18 protein-coding genes are annotated in these 19,786 nt (G+C 61.8%); 4 read left to right on the top strand and 14 right to left on the bottom strand.

The genetic code is table 11. The features are described from left to right. The first annotated feature begins 12 nt into the window (after positions 1 to 12). A complete protein-coding gene (locus FJ867_RS10235) occupies positions 13 to 1,545 on the top strand; it encodes an acyl-CoA carboxylase subunit beta (protein ID WP_140584214.1) in 1,533 nt (510 codons plus the stop codon). Positions 1,546 to 1,563: 18 nt separating this feature from the next. Here the strand turns inward: FJ867_RS10235 and FJ867_RS10230 are convergent, their stop codons facing one another. After that, on the bottom strand, positions 1,564 to 3,093 hold the full coding sequence (locus tag FJ867_RS10230) for an NAD(P)H-hydrate dehydratase (RefSeq protein ID WP_140817320.1): 1,530 nt from the start codon (positions 3,091 to 3,093) through the stop codon (positions 1,564 to 1,566). 334 nt (positions 3,094 to 3,427) lie between these two features. Between FJ867_RS10230 and FJ867_RS10225 the strand changes: the two genes are divergently transcribed. Both FJ867_RS10225 and glnA read left to right on the top strand, forming a co-directional pair. Further along, the gene (locus tag FJ867_RS10225; protein ID WP_006205430.1) at positions 3,428 to 3,766 is read left to right on the top strand and encodes a P-II family nitrogen regulator; all 339 of its coding nucleotides are present in this window, start codon (positions 3,428 to 3,430) and stop codon (positions 3,764 to 3,766) included. A gap of 58 nt (positions 3,767 to 3,824) precedes the next feature. Beyond that, positions 3,825 to 5,234, top strand: a complete 1,410-nt coding sequence (gene glnA / locus FJ867_RS10220; RefSeq protein WP_140527990.1) for a type I glutamate--ammonia ligase — start codon at positions 3,825 to 3,827, stop codon at positions 5,232 to 5,234. A gap of 850 nt (positions 5,235 to 6,084) precedes the next feature. Here glnA and FJ867_RS10215 read toward each other — a convergent pair. After that, positions 6,085 to 7,125 (bottom strand): glutamine synthetase beta-grasp domain-containing protein, encoded by a 1,041-nt coding sequence (locus FJ867_RS10215; protein WP_140501300.1) that lies wholly within the window; start codon positions 7,123 to 7,125, stop codon positions 6,085 to 6,087. A gap of 311 nt (positions 7,126 to 7,436) precedes the next feature. Between FJ867_RS10215 and FJ867_RS10210 the strand changes: the two genes are divergently transcribed. Next, positions 7,437 to 7,631, top strand: coding sequence for a DUF2735 domain-containing protein (locus FJ867_RS10210; protein WP_140501298.1), 195 nt, complete (start codon positions 7,437 to 7,439; stop codon positions 7,629 to 7,631). Positions 7,632 to 7,708: 77 nt separating this feature from the next. Here FJ867_RS10210 and FJ867_RS10205 read toward each other — a convergent pair whose 3' ends face one another. From FJ867_RS10205 to rpsM, 12 genes are all read right to left on the bottom strand, one after another. Next, complete coding sequence (locus FJ867_RS10205) at positions 7,709 to 9,598, bottom strand: MFS transporter (RefSeq protein WP_140525514.1); 1,890 nt, start codon at positions 9,596 to 9,598, stop codon at positions 7,709 to 7,711. 172 nt (positions 9,599 to 9,770) lie between these two features. Next, positions 9,771 to 10,562 carry an ATP12 family chaperone protein gene (locus FJ867_RS10200; RefSeq protein ID WP_140817288.1) on the bottom strand — a complete coding sequence of 264 codons (792 nt, stop codon included), beginning with the start codon at positions 10,560 to 10,562 and terminating at the stop codon, positions 9,771 to 9,773. Position 10,563: 1 nt separating this feature from the next. After that, entirely contained in the window at positions 10,564 to 11,487 is a 924-nt protein-coding gene (locus FJ867_RS10195) for a DMT family transporter (RefSeq protein WP_140817287.1), read from the bottom strand. Between the two features lie 2 nt (positions 11,488 to 11,489). Continuing rightward, a complete protein-coding gene (locus FJ867_RS10190; protein WP_140515445.1) occupies positions 11,490 to 12,470 on the bottom strand; it encodes an RluA family pseudouridine synthase in 981 nt (326 codons plus the stop codon). A 60-nt stretch (positions 12,471 to 12,530) separates the two neighbouring features. Beyond that, the gene (crcB, locus tag FJ867_RS10185; RefSeq protein WP_140561136.1) at positions 12,531 to 12,905 is read right to left on the bottom strand and encodes a fluoride efflux transporter CrcB; all 375 of its coding nucleotides are present in this window, start codon (positions 12,903 to 12,905) and stop codon (positions 12,531 to 12,533) included. A 67-nt stretch (positions 12,906 to 12,972) separates the two neighbouring features. Further along, the gene (locus FJ867_RS10180) at positions 12,973 to 13,803 is read right to left on the bottom strand and encodes an aspartyl/asparaginyl beta-hydroxylase domain-containing protein (protein ID WP_140584208.1); all 831 of its coding nucleotides are present in this window, start codon (positions 13,801 to 13,803) and stop codon (positions 12,973 to 12,975) included. 325 nt (positions 13,804 to 14,128) lie between these two features. Further along, a complete protein-coding gene (locus FJ867_RS10170) occupies positions 14,129 to 15,436 on the bottom strand; it encodes a replication-associated recombination protein A (protein WP_140817283.1) in 1,308 nt (435 codons plus the stop codon). A 45-nt stretch (positions 15,437 to 15,481) separates the two neighbouring features. Then, complete coding sequence (locus tag FJ867_RS10165; RefSeq protein ID WP_140525519.1) at positions 15,482 to 16,972, bottom strand: DegQ family serine endoprotease; 1,491 nt, start codon at positions 16,970 to 16,972, stop codon at positions 15,482 to 15,484. Between the two features lie 162 nt (positions 16,973 to 17,134). Further along, on the bottom strand, positions 17,135 to 17,566 hold the full coding sequence (gene rplQ, locus FJ867_RS10160) for a 50S ribosomal protein L17 (protein WP_140501279.1): 432 nt from the start codon (positions 17,564 to 17,566) through the stop codon (positions 17,135 to 17,137). Positions 17,567 to 17,609: 43 nt separating this feature from the next. Further along, positions 17,610 to 18,620, bottom strand: a complete 1,011-nt coding sequence (locus FJ867_RS10155) for a DNA-directed RNA polymerase subunit alpha (RefSeq protein WP_023682599.1) — start codon at positions 18,618 to 18,620, stop codon at positions 17,610 to 17,612. A 101-nt stretch (positions 18,621 to 18,721) separates the two neighbouring features. Further along, a complete protein-coding gene (gene rpsK / locus FJ867_RS10150; protein ID WP_006205444.1) occupies positions 18,722 to 19,111 on the bottom strand; it encodes a 30S ribosomal protein S11 in 390 nt (129 codons plus the stop codon). A 155-nt stretch (positions 19,112 to 19,266) separates the two neighbouring features. Beyond that, positions 19,267 to 19,635 (bottom strand): 30S ribosomal protein S13, encoded by a 369-nt coding sequence (gene rpsM, locus FJ867_RS10145; protein WP_006205445.1) that lies wholly within the window; start codon positions 19,633 to 19,635, stop codon positions 19,267 to 19,269. Positions 19,636 to 19,786 lie beyond the last annotated feature (151 nt).

The raw sequence follows: 19,786 nt of genomic DNA, 5'->3' as shown, positions 1-19,786 counted from the left end.
AGGAGATCGAGAATGAAGGACGTGCTGAAGGAACTCGAGCGTCGTCGCGAGATCGCCCGCATGGGCGGCGGTCAGGCTCGCATCGACGCGCAGCACAAGAAGGGCAAGCTCACCGCCCGCGAACGCATCGAGGTGTTTCTCGACGAGGGTTCGTTCGAGGAGTTCGACATGTATGTCGAGCACCGTTCGACCGACTTCGGCATGGAAAAGACCAAGATCGCCGGCGATGGCGTTGTCACCGGCTGGGGCACCGTCAACGGCCGTCCCGTCTACCTTTTCGCCAAGGATTTTACCGTGTTCGGCGGCTCGCTGTCGGAAGCGCATGCCGAAAAGGTCATCAAGGTGCAGGAGATGGCGCTGCGCAACCGCGCGCCGATCATCGGCCTCTACGATGCCGGCGGTGCCCGCATCCAGGAAGGCGTGGCTGCACTCGGCGGCTACGCCGAGATCTTTCAGCGCAATGTGCTGGCGTCGGGCGTCATTCCGCAGATTTCCGTGATCATGGGGCCTTGCGCTGGCGGCGACGTCTATTCGCCGGCCATGACCGACTTCATCTTCATGGTGCGCGACACCTCCTACATGTTCGTTACTGGACCGGACGTGGTGAAGACCGTCACCAACGAGACGGTGACCGCCGAGAGCCTCGGCGGCGCTTCCGTTCACACGACGAAATCCTCGATCGCCGACGGCGCCTATGACAACGACGTCGAAGCACTGCTGCAGATGCGCCGGCTGGTCGATTTGCTGCCGGCCTCGAACACATCGGAGATTCCCGAGATCGAATGCTACCAGTCGGTCACCGATCACGATCTGTCGCTCGACCGGCTGATCCCCGACAACGCGAACAAGCCTTACGATATCAAGGAGCTGATCCTGAAAGTCGCCGACGAGGGTGATTTCTTCGAGATCCAGCAAAGTTTCGCCAAGAACATCGTCACCGGCTTCGGACGTATTGAAGGCCGCACGGTCGGCTTCGTCGCCAACCAGCCCATGGTGCTGGCCGGCGTGCTCGATTCTGACGCCAGCCGCAAGGCGGCGCGCTTCGTGCGCTTCTGCGACTGTTTTTCGATCCCGATCGTCACCTTCGTCGACGTTCCGGGCTTCCTGCCGGGCACGGCGCAGGAATATGGCGGGCTGATCAAGCACGGCGCCAAACTGCTCTTCGCCTATGCCGAGGCGACCGTGCCGAAGATCACCGTCATCACCAGGAAGGCCTATGGCGGCGCCTATGACGTGATGGCTTCGAAACACCTGCGTGGCGATATGAACTATGCCTGGCCGACGGCGCAGATCGCCGTGATGGGCGCCAGGGGCGCGGTCGAGATCATCTATCGCAAGGACATCGGAGACGCCGAAAAGATCGCAGCTCATACAAAGGCTTACGAAGACCGCTTCCTGTCGCCCTTCGTCGCCGCCGAGCGCGGCTATGTCGACGAGGTGATCATGCCGCATTCGACCCGCCGCCGCATCGCCCGCGCGCTGCGAATGCTGCGCAACAAGGAAATGCAGAACCCCTGGAAAAAGCACGACAACATTCCGCTGTAAGCTGAATGTCGCGGCAAGTCAGCGCGCGCCGCGAGCCGCCACCAGTTCACGCAGCACAGGCACCAGCGCCAGCGGCAAGTCCTCGGCGATCAGCCCCGGCCCGAACCGGCTGCCGGACTCGGCATGGATCCATACCGCCGCGCATGCCGCCTCGAAGGCCGGCATGCCTTGCGCCAGGAAGCCGGCCACGAGCCCCGAGAGCACGTCGCCCGAACCAGCGGTTGCCAACCATGGCGCGCCATTGGAGTTGATCGCAGCCCTGCCATCGGGAGCAGCGATTACGGTGTCGGCGCCCTTGTAGACGATCACGGCGTTGGCACGGGTGGCGGCCATACGGGCCCTGGTCAGTTTGGACGAAACGGCGCCGCCCGCAATGTCAGCAAACAGCCTGGCAAATTCCCCCTCATGCGGCGTCATCACCAGCGGCGGTGCGCCCGGCTTGCGCACGGCCTCGAACAGGACGTCCGGCGCCTCGCGAAACGAAGTGATCGCGTCGGCGTCGAACACCAGGCCGTCAACCCGGGCCGCAACGTTCCGCTGCTGGCCGGCGGCAAGCAGCGTAAGCGCAAAATTCCGCGTTCTTTCACCGACACCGAAGCCAGGCCCCAGCACAAAGGCGGAGGGCCGGCGTTCGCCGATGAAGGCGTCGATGTCGGCGCTGTCATTTGCTTTGCGCAGCATGATCGAGGTCAGATACGCGGCATTCACCTGCATGGCGTTCGCCGGGGATAGGACCGTCACCGCTCCTGCCCCGATACGGGCCGCGGCAAGCGCCGCAAGCCGCGCCGCGCCGGTGGCATTCGGGCCACCGGAAAAGACGCCGACATGGCCGCGCTCGTACTTGTGCGTATCGACACCCGGAATCGGAAAAACGTCGAGCCAAAGCGCCGGCGTGTTCTCGAACGCCTGGGGTCGAATCCGCGCAATGACACCGTCGGTGATGCCGATATCGGCCAGCACGACCTCCCCGCACAGCTTGCGCCCGGGGAGCAGAAGATGGCCAGGCTTTTTGCGTGCGAAGGTGACGGTGACCCCAGCGCGAAAAGCCTGGCCGAGCACTTGGCCGCTGCCTCCGGAAACGCCTGATGGCAGATCGACCGCGACGACCGGCAAGGCCAGGCTTGCCACAATGCCAACCGTTCTCGCCGCTTCACCGGACAGCGGTTTGGACAGCCCTGCTCCGTAAAGAGCGTCGACGACGACAGCGCCGGCTTCGGCCGCGAAATTCGCCAGCGGCCGAGGTTTGACCGGGCATTCGCCGGCGGCGAGCGCGGCATCGCTGCCCGGCTTCGGCGTGCCCGACGCCCACACCATCGTGTCGACGCCAGCGGCTGCCAGGCAGCGGGCCACGACATAGCCATCGCCGCCATTGTTGCCGGGACCGCAAAGCACATGGACCCGCTTCGCCGCCGGATGGCGGCTGAAAATTTCAGCCGCGACGGCTTCGCCTGCACGGCGCATCAGGCCGATGCCGTCGATTGCGCCGGCGGCAATCGTCAACCGATCCGCCTCGCTCATCTCCTCGGGAGAAAGAAGTTCGTTGCTCATGGATTGCCGATCCGCATTCGATAAAGCATTGTCCAGTTTTCGGCTCGACGCAAACGCAGAGGAGTTGGCGCGGTCCCAGCCAAGCTGAGCAATGCCCACCAAATAAGCAATACGCCTAAATATCGGGCAGACATAAACACCGACGCCGCGTAGGCTGCAGCCATCCGTCGCGCGCTGGATGCAGCGAACGATGCGAATTTGCATCTTCGTGCGGCATGGTTCTGGAATCGAATGACACCGCTTGAAATCCCGCCAATTGGCACAGTTCGTGCTTGATGGAGGCGCAAGCGGGGGCTCACAACCCGTTTTTTTGGCAGTGGAGGCCACTTTTTACATGAAAAAGATCGAAGCGATCATCAAGCCATTCAAGCTGGACGAAGTGAAGGAAGCGCTTCAGGAGGCCGGACTGCAAGGCATCACCGTGACGGAGGCCAAGGGTTTTGGACGCCAGAAGGGCCACACCGAGCTTTATCGCGGCGCCGAATATGTCGTCGACTTCCTGCCCAAGGTGAAGATCGAAGTCGTGCTCGGCGACGATGCGGTCGAAGGCGCCATCGAAGCCATCCGCAAGGCGGCCCAGACCGGGCGCATCGGCGACGGCAAGATCTTCGTCTCCAACATCGAGGAAGTCGTGCGCATCCGCACCGGCGAAACCGGCATGGATGCCGTCTGACACCTCGCCCATCTTCCGAAACGTCATTATTAAAAAACGTCACACAGGGATACATGACATGACGACAGCCAAAGACATCATGAAGCAGATCAAGGACAACGATGTGAAGTTCGTTGACCTGCGCTTCACCGACCCGAAGGGCAAGCTGCAGCACGTGACGATGGATGTCATCGAGGTCGAGGAAGACATGTTCGCCGATGGCGTGATGTTCGATGGTTCTTCGATCGCCGGCTGGAAGGCGATCAACGAGTCCGACATGGTGCTGATGCCCGATCCTGAAACGGTCCATATGGATCCGTTTTTCGCTCAGTCGACCATGGTCATCCTGTGCGACATCCTCGATCCGGTTTCGGGCGAATCCTATAACCGCGACCCGCGCGGCACTGCCAAGAAGGCCGAGGCCTACATGAAGTCGGAAGGCATCGGCGACACCATCTATGTCGGCCCGGAAGCCGAGTTCTTCGTCTTCGATGACGTCAAGTACAAAGCCGATCCCTACAACACCGGCTTCAGGCTCGATTCCACCGAACTGCCGTCCAATGACGACACCGACTACGAAACCGGCAATCTCGGCCACCGTCCGCGCGTCAAGGGCGGTTATTTCCCGGTGCCGCCGATCGATTCGGCGCAAGACATGCGCTCCGAGATGCTGACCGTGCTCGCCGAGATGGGCGTGCGGGTCGAGAAGCATCACCACGAAGTGGCCGCGGCCCAGCACGAACTCGGCATCAAGTTCGACACGCTGGTCCGCAACGCCGACAAGATGCTGATCTACAAATATGTCGTGCATCAGGTCGCCAATGCCTACGGCAAGACCGCCACCTTCATGCCGAAGCCGATCTTCGGCGACAACGGCTCGGGTATGCATGTCCACCAGTCGATCTGGAAAGGCGGCAAGCCGACCTTCGCCGGCAACGAGTATGCCGGTCTCTCGGAAAGCTGCCTGTTCTATATCGGCGGCATCATCAAGCACGCCAAGGCTATCAACGCCTTCACCAACCCCCTGACCAACTCCTACAAGCGTCTGGTGCCGGGCTACGAGGCGCCGGTGCTGCTCGCCTATTCGGCGCGCAACCGCTCGGCGTCCTGCCGTATCCCGTTCGGCTCGTCGCCAAAGTCGAAGCGCGTCGAGGTCCGCTTCCCCGATCCGGGTGCGAACCCCTATCTCGCCTTTGCCGCCATGCTGATGGCCGGCCTCGACGGGATCAAGAACAAGATTCATCCCGGCCAGCCGATGGACAAGGATCTCTACGATTTGCCGCCGAAGGAGCTGAAGAAGATCCCGACCGTCTGCGGCTCGCTGCGTGAAGCGCTCCAGAGCCTCGACAAGGACCGCGGCTTCCTGAAGGCCGGCGGCGTCTTCGACGACGACCAGATCGACAGCTACATCGAGTTGAAGATGGCCGAGGTGATGCGCTTCGAAATGACACCGCATCCCGTCGAATATGACATGTACTATTCGGTCTGATTTTTGATCTCCCTGGACCCGGCGCAACCCGGATCCAGCGGCTTCAATTCAGCCTGCAAATGCCGGGCCGGAAGATGAACCTCTTCCGGCCCCTTTGTTTGCACACATCGAGGCTTCCATTCAGCCAAATCCGCGGACACCGACGCGTTCGATCGGATGCTGCCCGATCCAGCGACTGGAAAGGCGCACCGGCTGCTGAGGTTCCGTCGGCTGGTCACGTCACACGTGTCGATTGCGCTGAGGCACAGACCGGCTTGAGCCAGCCAAGCTGGGCGGCCAGGCGATCCGGCATGCGCTTTTTGCAAGTAAAGGGATAAGCCAGGAGCGAGCGGCACACTGCCTCAGGCTGCAATGCCCGCTCGTCCGGCGCCCCCGCCAATGCTGTCGTTCAAGAAACCCCGCCCCGTTCGAACAGCACCGCTTGGCGTATCCCCCAATGCCTGCGAATACGCATGTTGCGCCGCAGCCTGTCAATGTCGCCTGCCGGGCGTCGAGACGGTCGATTTTGGTGTATGAACAGGGGCTTATGAAAGGATCGGTCGACAGGCATTCTTGCCGGAATGGCCGGATTTCCGGGCTTTTTCGAGGATTTCGAAGCCTGCGGCCCGGCGCCAAGGTATGCTTTCGTCAGCCCAAAGCCGCCTTGTCGGGATGGGTTTGAGCCGCCCTTTTTAACCTGACTTTTTTTGGGGGAATTTGCTTTGCCAGGCCAGGAGCCAGGAAGACGAGGAGCGGAGAACGGAAACAGCGGCATGCGATAGTGCCCGCCATCGTCACACGAAAAAGCCCCGGCAACTCCCGCCGGGGCTCGCGTCATGGTTGTCGGGATCTTGAGGCCCGACGTGAAATATCAAGCAGCGGCCGAAACCGATGCGCCGGTCGAAACCTGCGAGATCGTCTTCAGGACCTGGGAAGCGATCTGGTAGGGGTCGCCCTGCGAGTTCGGGCGGCGGTCTTCCAGATAACCCTTGTAGTCATTCTTGACGAACGAATGCGGCACGCGGATCGAGGCGCCGCGGTCGGCGATACCATAGCTGAACTTGTTCCAGGGCGCCGTCTCGTGCTTGCCGGTCAGACGCTTGTCGTTGTCCGGGCCGTACACGGCGATATGGTCCATCAGGTTCTTTTCGAACTGCGCCATCAGGGCCTCGAAATAACCCTTGCCGCCGACTTCGCGCATATATTTGGTCGAGAAGTTGCAATGCATGCCCGAGCCGTTCCAATCGGTGTCGCCGAGCGGCTTGCAGTGGAACTCGATATCTATGCCGTACTTTTCGGTGAGGCGCTGGAGCAGGTAGCGGGCCATCCACATCTGATCGGCGGCCTTCTTGGAGCCCTTGCCGAAAATCTGGAATTCCCACTGGCCTTTGGCCACTTCGGCGTTGATGCCTTCATGGTTGATACCCGCGGCAAGGCAGAGGTCGAGATGCTCTTCGACGATCTGGCGCGCGATGCTGCCGACGTTCGAATAGCCGACGCCGGTGTAGTACGGGCCCTGCGGGGCGGGATAACCGCTCTCGGGGAAACCGAGCGGACGGCCATCCTTGTAGAAGAAGTACTCCTGCTCGAAACCGAACCAGGCATCCTCGTCGTCGAGAATGGTCGCGCGGCTGTTGGACACGTGCGGCGTGACGCCATCGGGCATCATGACTTCGCACATGACGAGAACGCCGTTGGTGCGGGCCGGATCGGGATAAAGCGCGACCGGCTTCAACACGCAATCGGAGCTTCGGCCCTCGGCCTGCATGGTGGACGAGCCGTCGAAGCCCCACAGCGGCAGCTGGTCGAGCTTCGGGAACTCGGCATAATCCTTGATCTGGGTCTTGCCGCGAAGATTGGGGGCCGGGGTGTATCCGTCGAGCCAGATATACTCGAGCTTGTATTTGGTCATTCTAGAGCCTCTCGTTGTGCTTGACCACCGCACGCGGTGTCGACGCATGGCCGGAGCAAGCCGACCTGCCGACTGGTAAAAAGCAATTCATATGCCACTCTGGCATCGACCGGTGCGACAAAATGGTCGTAAGATTCCCGTGAATTCACTGCACCGCCCCAGCAATGCGCCGGGATCGATCAGACGCAGAGATTGCGCAAATAATAGGCAATAACTGATCTTTTCATAAGCATATTGCCTAAATGAATCGCAGAACCTATTTTGAGGAAAAGCTGAATCAACTGACTCTCGGAGAAGAAAGGAGACCGCCAATGGAAGTCACCCTCGCCCGTCCGTCGGCAAAGATCCTGATGTTCCCGCTTGCAGGCCGCGTATCTGCCTCAAATTTAGGCGCGAAGGCCAAGTTCGCGGCAGAGCTTGCCTCGCTGCGTAACACGCATGCCGATTTCGATGGCTGGTATCACGAGGCCGCTGTCGAGGAAGAAAACCAGCAGCCGAAGAGCTGAACGCATCTTCAGCCTCGATATGAAAACCCGGCGCGATCGCTCGCGCCGGGTTTTCTCATGCATGTGGATCCGACCCGTTACTGCTTGGTCTCCAGGTTCGTGCCCAGCGTATCCTTGACGAAGATCATGCCGATGACGAGCGACATCGCCGCGATTATCACGGGATACCAGAGGCCATAATAGATGTCGCCCCTGTAGGCACTGAGCGCGAACACCGTCGCCGGCAGCAACCCGCCGAACCAGCCATTGCCGATATGGTAGGGCAGCGACATGCCGGTGTAGCGGATGCGGGTCGGGAACATCTCGACCAGGATGGCCGCGATCGGACCGTAGACCATGGTCACGAACAGGACGAGGACGAACAGGATGGCGATCGTCATAGGCCAGTTCACGGCCGCAGGGTCGGCGAACATGGCGAAGGCACCGCCGCCGGGTATGTTGTAGACGGTGACCTCAGGCGCACCGGCAGCCTCGTCGGCGGTCAAAAGCTTGTCCTTGATCGCCTGATCGGTAGGAACCGTCGCCTTCTCGCCGGCGCGGATGGCGGCGGCGTCGAGCTTCAGTTCGGGATTGGCAGCGACAAACGCGTCGAGCTTCTGGTCCGGTATCTTGATCGCAGCACGCTTCAGCGGATATCCGCCGTCCTGCAGCGACATGTTGACGGCCTTGACGAAGGCGGCCTCCTTGGCCTTGGCCTGGTCGCCCGCGGCGACAGCATCGTAGGATGCCACCGTTTCATTGCCGATCTTGACCGAAGCAGCCGTACCGGGTGCCGCCGTGGAAACGACGTCATAGGGCACCGAGTTCTTGGTCAGGAACGAGGTCGCGATGTCGCAAGACGTCGTGAACTTGGCGGTGCCCACCGGATTGAACTGGAACCTGCAGTCGCCGGGTGCCGCGGTCACCGTCGCGCGGGTGCTCTGCTGTGCCTCGGCAAGGGCCGGATTGGCGGCCCAGGTCAATGCCTTGAACAGCGGGAAGGTGCAGACGATCGCCAGTGCGAGCCCGGCCATGATGATCGGTTTGCGGCCGATCTTGTCGGACAGCCAGCCGAACACGACGAAGAAGATGGAGCCCAGCGCAAGCGCGATGGCGATCATGATGTTGACCGACTGTGCGTCCAGCTTCAACACGTTCTGGAGGAAGAACAGGGCGTAGAACTGGCCGTTATACCAGACCACGGCCTGGCCAGCCGTAAGGCCGAGCAGTGCCAGCAGCGCGATCTTGGCGTTCTTCCACTGGCCGAAGGCTTCCGAGAGCGGTGCCTTGGAACCCTTGCCCTCTTCCTTCATGCGCTGGAAGGTGGGGGATTCGGAAAGCGACAGCCGGATCCAGATGGAAATGCCGAGCAACAGGAACGACACGATGAAAGGAACGCGCCAGCCCCAGGCGGCATAGGTTTCCTTGCTCATGGAGCCCTGGACGATCAGGATGACGATCAGCGACAGGAACAGGCCGAGTGTGGCGGTCGTCTGGATCCACGACGTATAGTAGCCGCGCCGGTCGTCCGGCGCATGCTCGGCGACATAGGTGGCCGCGCCGCCATATTCGCCGCCCAGTGCCAAGCCCTGGAGCATGCGCAGGATGATCAGGATCACCGGAGCCGCGATGCCGAGGCTCGCATAACCAGGCAGCAAGCCCACCAGGAAGGTCGACAGGCCCATGATCGTCATGGTGACGAGGAAGGTATATTTGCGGCCGACAAGGTCGCCGATGCGGCCGAACAGCAAAGCGCCGAACGGACGGACGAGGAAGCCGGCGGCGAAAGCCAGCAGCGCGAAAATATTGCGCGTCGCTTCCGGAATGGTCGGGCTGAAAAAGGTCGAACCAATAAAAGCCGCCAGCGACCCGTAGAGATAAAAATCGTACCACTCGAAAACGGTGCCGAGCGAAGAAGCGAAGATGACCTTCTTCTCCTCTCGCGTCATGCCGCGGCTCTTTCCGCTGGCGGTCGATGCGATAGCCATTGAGATGCTCCTCCCGTGAGACCCTTGTGCTCGATGCAGCGCCCTTGCGTTCGCATTCTCTTCCGAGCGCAGACTCGCGGCAGCAATCACGGGAAAAATGACAGAAAGCGCCTGCCAACGGCAGATGACTTTGGGATTATGACTTTGGTATTAGGTGCGGTGCGGTGGCCGGTCAGCCTTCGAGCGCCTCGATCAGACCGACGGCAGCCATCATGTCGCGCTTGCGGGCGGAGCGGCGCGCGACAGCTTCCGCATCCTGTCCCCAATGCTCGATCTGCCAATCCTCGTCGACATGGCCGGCAGTCCAGGCCGCCTCACCGCCGAGTTCGCCGAACTCCACGGCCAACGCCAGCAGCGCCGAACCGGTCAGCGAGGTCATGACGTGGATCGCTGCCAGGCGCAGCGGCTCGGCGCGCTGGGCAAGATGCGCACCCAGCACAGCAATGGTTTCGCGCGGTTGATCGACGTGAATGATGCCCTCGGCAAGGTTGAAGCGAGCGCCGAGTGCTGCCTGCGCCCAGTCGAGGACAGGATCCCACAGCTCGTTCTGCCGCTCGACCAAGCCTTGTGGTGCGTCGGCGCGATAACAGAGCAGATCCGACGAGGCAAAGCGCAGTATGTCCTCCAGCACCGCCTGCGGATCGCTGGCGACGCCGTCGAGCGCGGTGTTGACGAGACGCATCACCGGCATCGACACCGGATCGATGGTCTCGCCCTGGGCGGCGAATTCATCGGCGACCAGCGATGCCGCCTTCTCGGTCGGCAGCGTCAGCAGCGCCTTGCCCGGCGTGCGCACCGGCTTGCCGTCGAGATGGACGGCAAAGCCATCATCGGCCGGCGCGACCGAAACGGCCTTGTAAAAACGCTTCGGCAGCGGCTTCTTCATCTGAATTTGGGCGCGGCGCACCGGATCGGGGTCGGAGAGCAGTTTCCCCGCCTCGAGATCGCTGAGAATATCGCGCATGTCAGCCTCCTTCGGCCGTCTGCTGGCGCGGCGGTCTGTTGACGATGACCAGACCGGCGGCAATGAGACCAAGTGCCAGAAAAATGCGTATGGTCAGCGGCTCGTTCAAGAACAGGGCGCCGCACAGCACGCCGAAGACCGGCGACAGGAACGTGAAACTCGACAGGCTGGAGGCGGGATAGCGCCGCAGCAGCCAGAACCACAAAACATAGGTGAAGGCGACGATATAGAGTGCCTGGAAAAGCAGGGCCAAAGTCGGCAACAGCGTGGGATCGCGCACGGAGGGGCCGGCCAGAGGCAACACCAGGACGCCGACGATCGCAGCGCCGGAGAGTTGATAGAGCAGCAGCTTTTCGGCGCTCGTGTTACCCAGCTTCGAGCGCTTGATCAGGATATTGGTCAAGGCCCAGACGAATCCGGAGCCAAGGCTCAGCAGATCGCCGAACAGCATGTCCCCGCCGCCGCCGAGCTTGTCGGAAAAGACCGCGGCGAGGCCGGCAAAGGCAAGCAGAAGGCCAAGGGATTTGCGCAGGCTGATCGGCTCGCCGAGCAGGAAATGCCCTCCCAGCAGCATCCAGAACGGCATGGTGTTGACCAGCAGCGTGTTGCGGGCGACCGTGGTGTGCTCCAGCCCGACATAAAGGCAGAGGAACTCGATGCCGAAGAGCACGCCGACTGCAATGCCCGCGAGCAATGTCCCGTCCCTCTTGAAAAGCGCAATGCCGCGCCAGCGGCACCAGAGGAAGACGCAGAGCCCGCCGATAACCGAGCGCGCGATCGACAGGAAAACCGGATCATAGCCGGCATAGGAGATCTTGGCGGCGACGTAATTCAGGCCCCAGGAGAACGTCAGGCCGACCATTATGGCGGCGGCCGCCATGTCGACCGTATCGCGACGGTCGAGCGCATCGGCAGCGCCGCTCATGGTCAATCCTCCGCACTGGCGTCGTCGAAGCCGATCAGGTTCCAGCTCTGGCGCATATGCGGCGGCATAGGTGCGGTGACGTCGATGAAACCCTGGTCCGGATGCGGGATGACGATGCGGCGCGCGTGCAGATGCAGGCGGTTCTGCATCCCGCCCGGAAAATCCCAATTGGTGTCGGCCTCGAAATATTTGGGATCGCCGATGATGGGACAACCGATATGGGCGGCATGAACGCGCAACTGATGGGTGCGGCCGGTATAGGGCTCCATCTCCAGCCAGGTCAGCGCCTGCGCCGCCTGCTCGATGATGCGATAGTAGGATACGGCATGGTCGGCGCCCTTTTCGCCGTGCTTGGCAATGCGCACCCGATCGCCATCCGGCGTGGCTTCCTTGATCAGCCAGGTCGATATCTTATCCTCGCGCTTGGGCGGCACGCCCTTGACCAAAGCCCAGTAGGTCTTCTTGGTCTCGCGGGCGCGAAACGCCTCGGAGAGCTTCATCGCCGCCAGCCTGGTGCGGGCGACGACCAGCACGCCAGACGTGTCGCGATCGAGCCGGTGCACCAGCCGCGGCTTCTCGCCCTTCTGGTTGCGCCAGGCTTCCAACATGTCGTCGACGTTACGGGTGACGCCCGAGCCGCCCTGCACCGCAAGGCCAGCCGGCTTGTTGAAGACGAAAACCTTCGGATCCTCATGGATCAGCATCTTTGCCAGGACTTCGGCATCGCCCTGGTTGCGGATCGAATGGCCGGTCAGCGGGCTGTCGCCCTTCTTGTCCACTTCCAGCGGTGGAATGCGCACCGTCTGGCCAGGCTCGACACGGGTGTCGGCCTTGACGCGGCCGCCGTCGACGCGGATCTGCCCGGACCGAAGCAGCTTCTGCAGATGACCAAAGCCAAGGCCCGGGAAATGGGTCTTGAACCAGCGGTCGAGCCGCATGCCCGCCTCGCCGGCCTCCACCGTGATCTGTTCAACGCCTGCCATATTGTTTTCGCTTACCCGTTTCCTGGCAGGCCCAGGCCTGCTCTCGGCGCGGCAATAGCATTAAGGCAGGCTTCTTGCGAGCCAAAGACCCAAAAACAGGGCAATGATGGCGCCAATCACGCTGGCCAGCGCATATCCAAACGCCGGCAAGGTGGCTCCCCGCTCCCACAAGGTCGCGAAATCGAGCGAAAAGGCGGAAAAGGTCGTGAAGCCGCCTAAGATGCCGGTGGCAACAAACAGCCTGACTTCGTTAGACCCGCCGCGGCGCGCCAGGGCGGCGATGAACAGGCCCATCGCGAACGAACCGACGATGTTGATCGCCATCGTGCCCCAGGGATAGTTGGGGCCGACAAGGCGCAGCGAGCCCATATTGGTCAGATGGCGAACGCCGGCGCCAATGCCGCCGCCGGCGGCCACGAGAAGCAGATTGAACATCGCCGTATACTGTCCCCGACTATTCATACCTATCCGGCGCGCCGGCTACGTTCGAAAACTTGCCAGCTCAGGTCGTTTCTGCTTTTTTCGGCTTGGTCGAGCCGATCATCTTCCAGTTCTTGTAGAACATCGAATTGATCCTCTCGACGCTCACCGAGACGATGGCGAGAAGGCCGGCGATAAGCCTGGGGACCGGGGACGGCCTGATAATGTCCATGAATACGCAGTAGCGACGACCGTCATACTCGTTGACCGAGCGATGCAGCAGCGTGTCGTCGAAAATGAACAGCGGATTGTCGTACCAGTAGTTCTTGACGTTGCCGCACTCGACGAAGATCTCTGACTTCACCGGAATGAGGTTGTAGAGGATGCGGAGGCTGAGCCGCAGCGGTCCGAAGTGCCAGGAGGTCGATTCGCGCTTGCTGAAGACGGAGACGGCAATCGTCTTGATGTATTTGAAATTCTTGTTGAACTCGGCGACGTTGTCTATTCTGTGCTTGCCATACCATTGGTAGACATACATGCCGCGCCGGCCGGCGCCGAAATTGGCGTCGATGTCGGCGATGATTTCGGCCTTGCGCGCCTTGAAGACATCCAAGACCTCGTTGACTTCGCGCTGATAATCCTGCGGGAACTGCTCCAACTTCCACACGCCCGGATTTCTGTAGCACAGGAGGTCGACCAGCAGGTTGAATGGCGAAAGCAGCCAGGTGAAGAGGCCATTGCCCAGGAAATAGCCGCTGAACAAGGACAGATTCTTGCGGTCGTTGCGCAGCACGTCGATCAGGCCACAAACGACGAAAATCGTCGTTAGGATCGGAATGAAATAGAAGCCAAGGGCAAGGAGCGGGATGGCAATGGCGAATTTGCGAAGGGTCTTGCGAAGGGTTTTTGTCATTTTTCCACGCGCCGAGCGCGATCCTGTTGCGAATGAATAGTGCCAAAATCACGACAACGACCACCGCCCGGCCGTGCGCCTTGATAAGGTCTTTTGGGTTGCCGCACAACGGCCAGGGCATCGTCGCCGGCTGACTGCCTTGTCGAGACCTCGAACTGTCGCGGGGTCAGGATAACCCGTTCTTCCTCCGGCCGGCTCGGAAGCTGCGGCATTGGCATCGATATAATCGTGGCCGTGAGCAGCGCGTGCAGAAGAACCGACGTGGAAATGCCCCAAGGCGAAGCCTCGTTTCGGACCGCAACCGCCACCGGCCGCCGCAAGCCTGCTATTCCCGCTCTTTGCGCAGCTTCGCCCAGTAGTCGAGCCGTTTCCTGATATCGCGCTCGAAACCGCGTTCGGGTGGGTCGTAGAAGGTCTGGCGACCCATCTTTTCCGGAAAATAGTCCTGGCCGGAAAACGCGTCCGGTTCGTCATGATCATAGCGGTAGCCAGCCCCGTAATCTTCGTCTTTCATCAACTTTGTCGGCGCGTTGAGGATGTGCTTGGGCGGCAGCAGCGAACCGTGCTCCTTGGCAGCGCGCGTGGCGGCTTTGAAGGCGGTGTAGACCGCGTTGGATTTGGGCGCCGTGGCGAGATAGACGGTGGCCTCGGCGAAGGCGAGTTCGCCCTCGGGCGACCCCAGATAATCGTAGGCGTCCTTGGCCGCATTGGCGACGACCAGCGCCTGCGGATCGGCCAGCCCGATGTCCTCCATCGCCATGCGCACCAGCCGGCGGCCGAGATAGAGCGGATCCTCGCCGGCGTCGAACATGCGCGCGAGGTAGTAGAGCGCGGCATCGGGATCGGAGCCGCGCACGGATTTGTGCAGCGCCGAGATCAAATTGTAGTGACCGTCCTGGCCCTTGTCGTAGATCGGCGCCCGACGCTGGATGATGCGCTGCAAGCCTTCGGGGCCGAACACTTCGCCTGGTTTGGCGGCGCGCCACACTTCTTCCGCCAGCGTTAGCGAGGCCCGGCCATCGCCGTCGCTCATGCGGATGAGCATCGCTCGCGCCTCATCATCGAGCGGCAGCGCCCTGCCCTCCGTCTCTTCGGCCCTGGACAGAAGCTTTGCGATGCTTTCCTCGCCAAGCGAATGGAAAACCAGCACGCGCGCACGCGACAGCAGAGCTGCATTGAGCTCGAAAGACGGATTTTCGGTGGTAGCGCCGACGAGCACGACGGTGCCGTCTTCCATGACTGGAAGGAAGCCGTCCTGCTGGGCGCGGTTGAAGCGGTGGATCTCGTCGACGAACAGCAGGGTCTGGCGGCCATTGGCGCGGCGCAGCTTGGCCGCCTCGAACACTTTCTTCAGGTCGGCTACGCCGGAGAAAACCGCCGAAATCTGCTCGAAGGCAAGGCTGGTTTCACCGGCAAGCAGGCGCGCCACCGTGGTCTTGCCGGTGCCGGGCGGCCCCCAGAAAATCATGGAGCCGAGCGAACCGGAATTAATCAGCCGGGTCAGCGCACCATCGGGGCCGGTCAGATGCTCCTGGCCGACGACCTCGCCAAGGTTTTTCGGGCGCAGCCTGTCTGCCAGCGGCCGGCCTGGCGGCGCCTTTTCCGGTTCATCGACACTGAACAGATCGGCCATGCACTTCTTTTTGGGTTTGGAGCGCGATCTCTTCAGCGATCGAGCTCAGTAACGCAACACCTGGCGCAGTATCTGCCCGCCGCGCTCGACGGTAAAGCGCCACCAGCGCGTATCCTGCTGGGAAGCCTGCGCCAGCGTCGCCGCCGTATCGATTGTCGTGCCGTTGACCTCGCGCACGATGTCGCCCGGCTGGAAGCCGAAATCGGCGGCCGGCGAATCGCGATTGATGTCGACCACGGTGACGCCCTTGATGTCGGTGCGCAGGCCGAGCTTCTGAGCCAGCCGCGGCGATAATTCCGCAACCTTGGCGCCCGAGAAGGGGCTGCGGCCATGCAGCGTCACCTCCGAGGGTTTTGCACCCTCGGGCGCGCGTTCCAGGGCGATGTCCATCGCCGCCTGCTGGCCTTTGGTCAGCACCGCGAAATTGGCCTTTGTACCGATCGACAGCGTCGCCATGCGATAGTCCAGTGCCTCGATGCTCTCGACCGGCTTGCCGTTGATCTGCAGGACGACATCGCCAGGCTTCAATCCGGCCTTGCCGGCCGGTCCGGACGCGTCAACGGACGAGACCAGCGCGCCGGCAGGCTTTTCCATGCCGAGCGATTCAGCGATCTGCGGCGTCACCGCTTCGAACTCGGCCCCGATGTAAGGCCGCTCGAAGAAATCGAGACCGGCCTTGGCGGCATCGGCGAAAGCGCGCACCATATTGGCAGGAATGGCAAAGCCGATGCCGATCGAGCCGCCGCTGCGGCTGAAGATGGCGGTGTTGATGCCGACCAGCTGGCCGCCCATGTTGATCAGCGCGCCGCCGGAATTGCCGGGATTGATGGCAGCGTCCGTCTGGATGAAATAACCCGAATCCGAAACGCCTATATGGCTGCGGGCAAGTGCGGAAACGATGCCGCTGGTGGTGGTCTGCCCGACGCCGAAAGGATTGCCGATGGCCAGCACCAGGTCACCGACTTCGAGCGCATCGGAATCGCCGATGGCGATGACCGGGAATGGCTTGTCGGATTCGATCTTGAGCACGGCAAGATCGAGCGTCTCGTCCTTGAGCATCACCTTGCTGGTGAATTCGCGCCCGTCGGCGGTCGCGACCTTCACCTCGTCGGCATTCTTGATGACGTGGAAATTGGTGACGATGACGCCACTCGGATCGACAAGCACGCCCGAGCCCAGCGAGGACTGCGCGCGCGGCTGCGCGCGACCGAAGAATTCTTCGAAGAACGGATCGCCTTCGAAGGGCGAAACGACCTTGGCCGTTTGCGAGGCATAGACATTGACCACGGCCGGCGCCGTCTGCTTGACCAATGGCGCGAACGACAACTGCACTTCCTCACGGCCGAACGGCACGCGCTTGTCGGGGCCCGAGGTGGCGTTTTCGCCCTCGACGCCGTGCAGCAGGTCGGTCAGTACGTCGGAGAGGCCCGGATCGGCTTTGGGGGCATCCTCGGCCAATGCCTGCCGGACTGTCGGCGTGGTTGCGAACGCCATAAAGGCGCAGAGCAGAACCAGGGACAGTCTTTTAGCGCGCATTGCGAATCCTCCGTGCGAGTTGGGGCGCATTGTCCCGACGAATGTGCAAAATGAAAGGCTAAGGCGATTAAATCGAATTATTTTGACGCAGGAGCAGCCGAGGCGGCCAGAATATGAAAAAGGGGCCCGCAGGCCCCTTTAAATCATTTGAAAAGCGAAGCCTTAAGCGGCTGCGGCTTCCGCATCGGTGCCTTCGGCTTCGAGGCGGGCGCGGTCGCCGGCGCCCTTGGCCTCCGTGTCGCGGTCTACGAATTCGATGACCGCCATCGCGGCATTGTCACCGTGGCGGAAGCCCGCCTTCATGATGCGCAGATAGCCGCCGTTGCGGGTGGCGTAGCGCGGCGCGATGGTGTCGAACAGGCGCTTGACGACGCCTTCATTGCCGATCTGCGCGATCACCTGGCGGCGGGCGTGCAGGTCGCCGCGCTTGCCGAGCGTCACCAGCTTCTCGACGATCGGACGCAGGTCCTTCGCCTTGGGCAAGGTGGTGACGATCTGCTCGTGTTCGAGCAGCGACACGGCAAGGTTGGCAAACATCGACTTGCGATGGCTTATGCTGCGGGCGAACCGGCGGCCTTTAAATCCATGGCGCATGGCTCTTCTCCTTCATTCCGGGTTCGAGAAGCTCCTCGGAGCCTCAATATTGATCTTCGTAACGCTTGGCGAGGTCTTCGATGTTTTCCGGCGGCCAGTCCGGCACTTCCATACCGAGGTGCAGGCCCATCGCCGCCAGGACTTCCTTGATCTCGTTCAGCGACTTGCGGCCGAAGTTCGGGGTACGCAGCATCTCGGCTTCGGTCTTCTGGATGAGATCGCCGATGTAGACGATGTTGTCGTTCTTCAGGCAGTTGGCCGAACGCACCGAAAGCTCGAGTTCGTCGACCTTCTTGAGCAGCGCCGGGTTGAAGGCAAGCTCGGTGACGGCTTCGGTGGCGACTTCCTTCTGCGGCTCGTCGAAATTGACGAACAGGCCAAGCTGGTCCTGCAGGATGCGGGCGGCGAAAGCCACCGCGTCCTCGCCCGAGATCGAACCGTCGGTCTCGATGGTCATGGTCAGCTTGTCGTAGTCGAGAACCTGGCCCTCACGGGTGTTCTCGACCTTGTAGGAGACCTTCTTGACCGGCGAATAGAGGCTGTCGACCGGGATCAGGCCGATCGGCGCATCCTCGGCGCGGTTGCGGTCGGCCGGCACGTAACCCTTGCCGGTATCGACAGTGAATTCCATACGGATTTCAGCGCCCTCGTCCAGCGTGCAGATGACGTGATCCGGATTGAGGATCTCGACGTCGCCCACCGTCTGGATGTCGCCGGCGAGAACCGCACCCGGGCCCTGCTTGCGCACAACCATGCGCTTGGGGCCGTCGCCTTCCATGCGGATGGCGATTTCCTTGATGTTGAGGACGATGTCGGTCACGTCCTCGCGCACGCCGGCGATGGACGAGAATTCATGCAGGACGCCGTCGATCTGTACGGCGGTGACTGCCGCGCCGCGCAGCGAGGACAGAAGCACGCGACGCAACGCGTTGCCGAGCGTGAGGCCGAAGCCGCGTTCGAGCGGCTCGGCCACCAGCGTGGTCAGCGTCTTCTTCTTCGACGAGAACTCGATCTTGTTCGGCTTGATCAGTTCCTGCCAATTTTTCTGGATCATGATGCTTTCCTTCCGTTGACCCGCCACCATCCAATCGTGGCGGGCGACCTGGAAAACCGCGGAGGAACGCTTCTGGCGTTCACGCGGCGTTCGGTAATTCCTTAGACGCGACGCTTCTTGCGCGGACGGCAGCCATTGTGCGGGATCGGGGTCACATCACGGATCGAGGTGATGGTGAAGCCAGCCGCCTGCAGGGCGCGCAGCGCCGATTCACGGCCGGAGCCGGGTCCGCAGACCTCGACCTCGAGCATGCGCATGCCGTGTTCCTGGGCCTTCTTGGCAACATCCTCGGCAGCCATCTGGGCGGCGAAGGGGGTCGACTTGCGCGAACCCTTGAAGCCCTGGGCACCGGCCGACGACCAGGCGATCGAATTGCCCTGCGCGTCGGTAATGGTGATCATGGTGTTGTTGAAGGTCGAATTGACGTGGGCAACGCCCGACGAGATGTTCTTGCGTTCGCGACGGCGAACACGAGCGGCTTCCTTGGCCATGGTATTCCTTTCAGTTGATCTCTACACCGCCGTAATGCCAGCGGCTCCACCTTGGTAAGGGAGTGGGGAATAGGGCAGTAAGGGAGTAGGGAAAGAGCGACCCGATTGCCGGGCATTCCCTACTGCCTTACTCCCTACTCCCTTACTGCCCTAAATTACTTCTTCTTGCCGGCGATCGACTTGGCCGGGCCCTTGCGGGTGCGTGCATTGGTGTGCGTGCGCTGGCCGCGAACCGGCAGCGAGCGACGGTGACGCAGGCCGCGGTAGCAGCCGAGGTCCATGAGCCGCTTGATGTTCATCGAGACTTCGCGGCGCAGGTCGCCCTCGACCTGATAGTCGCGGTCGATCGTCTCGCGGATCTGCAGCACTTCCGCGTCGGTCAGCTGGTTGACGCGGCGCTCGGCCGGGATGCCGACCTTGTCGACGATTTCCTGGGCGAACTTCTTGCCGATGCCGTGAATGTACTGAAGCGCGATGACAACGCGCTTGTTGGTCGGAATGTTGACGCCGGCTATACGAGCCATGTTCTTCTCATCTCCATATGGGCCGGACGAGCCGGCGCTGTCTGCGTTGCCCCGCGTCCGGTGGAGGCCGGCCCTTGCGGGAGTTTCCTGGTCAAAAACGGCTGCCCTGCCCTTGCGGGCAAGCAAACTCCATGCCTGACAGGAAGACGGG

The sequence above is a fragment of the Mesorhizobium sp. B2-5-3 genome (assembly GCF_006441005.1).
Taxonomy (GTDB): domain Bacteria; phylum Pseudomonadota; class Alphaproteobacteria; order Rhizobiales; family Rhizobiaceae; genus Mesorhizobium.
The sequence above is the reverse complement of the archived record's forward strand: the minus strand, read 5'-3'. Positions and strand labels throughout refer to the sequence as shown.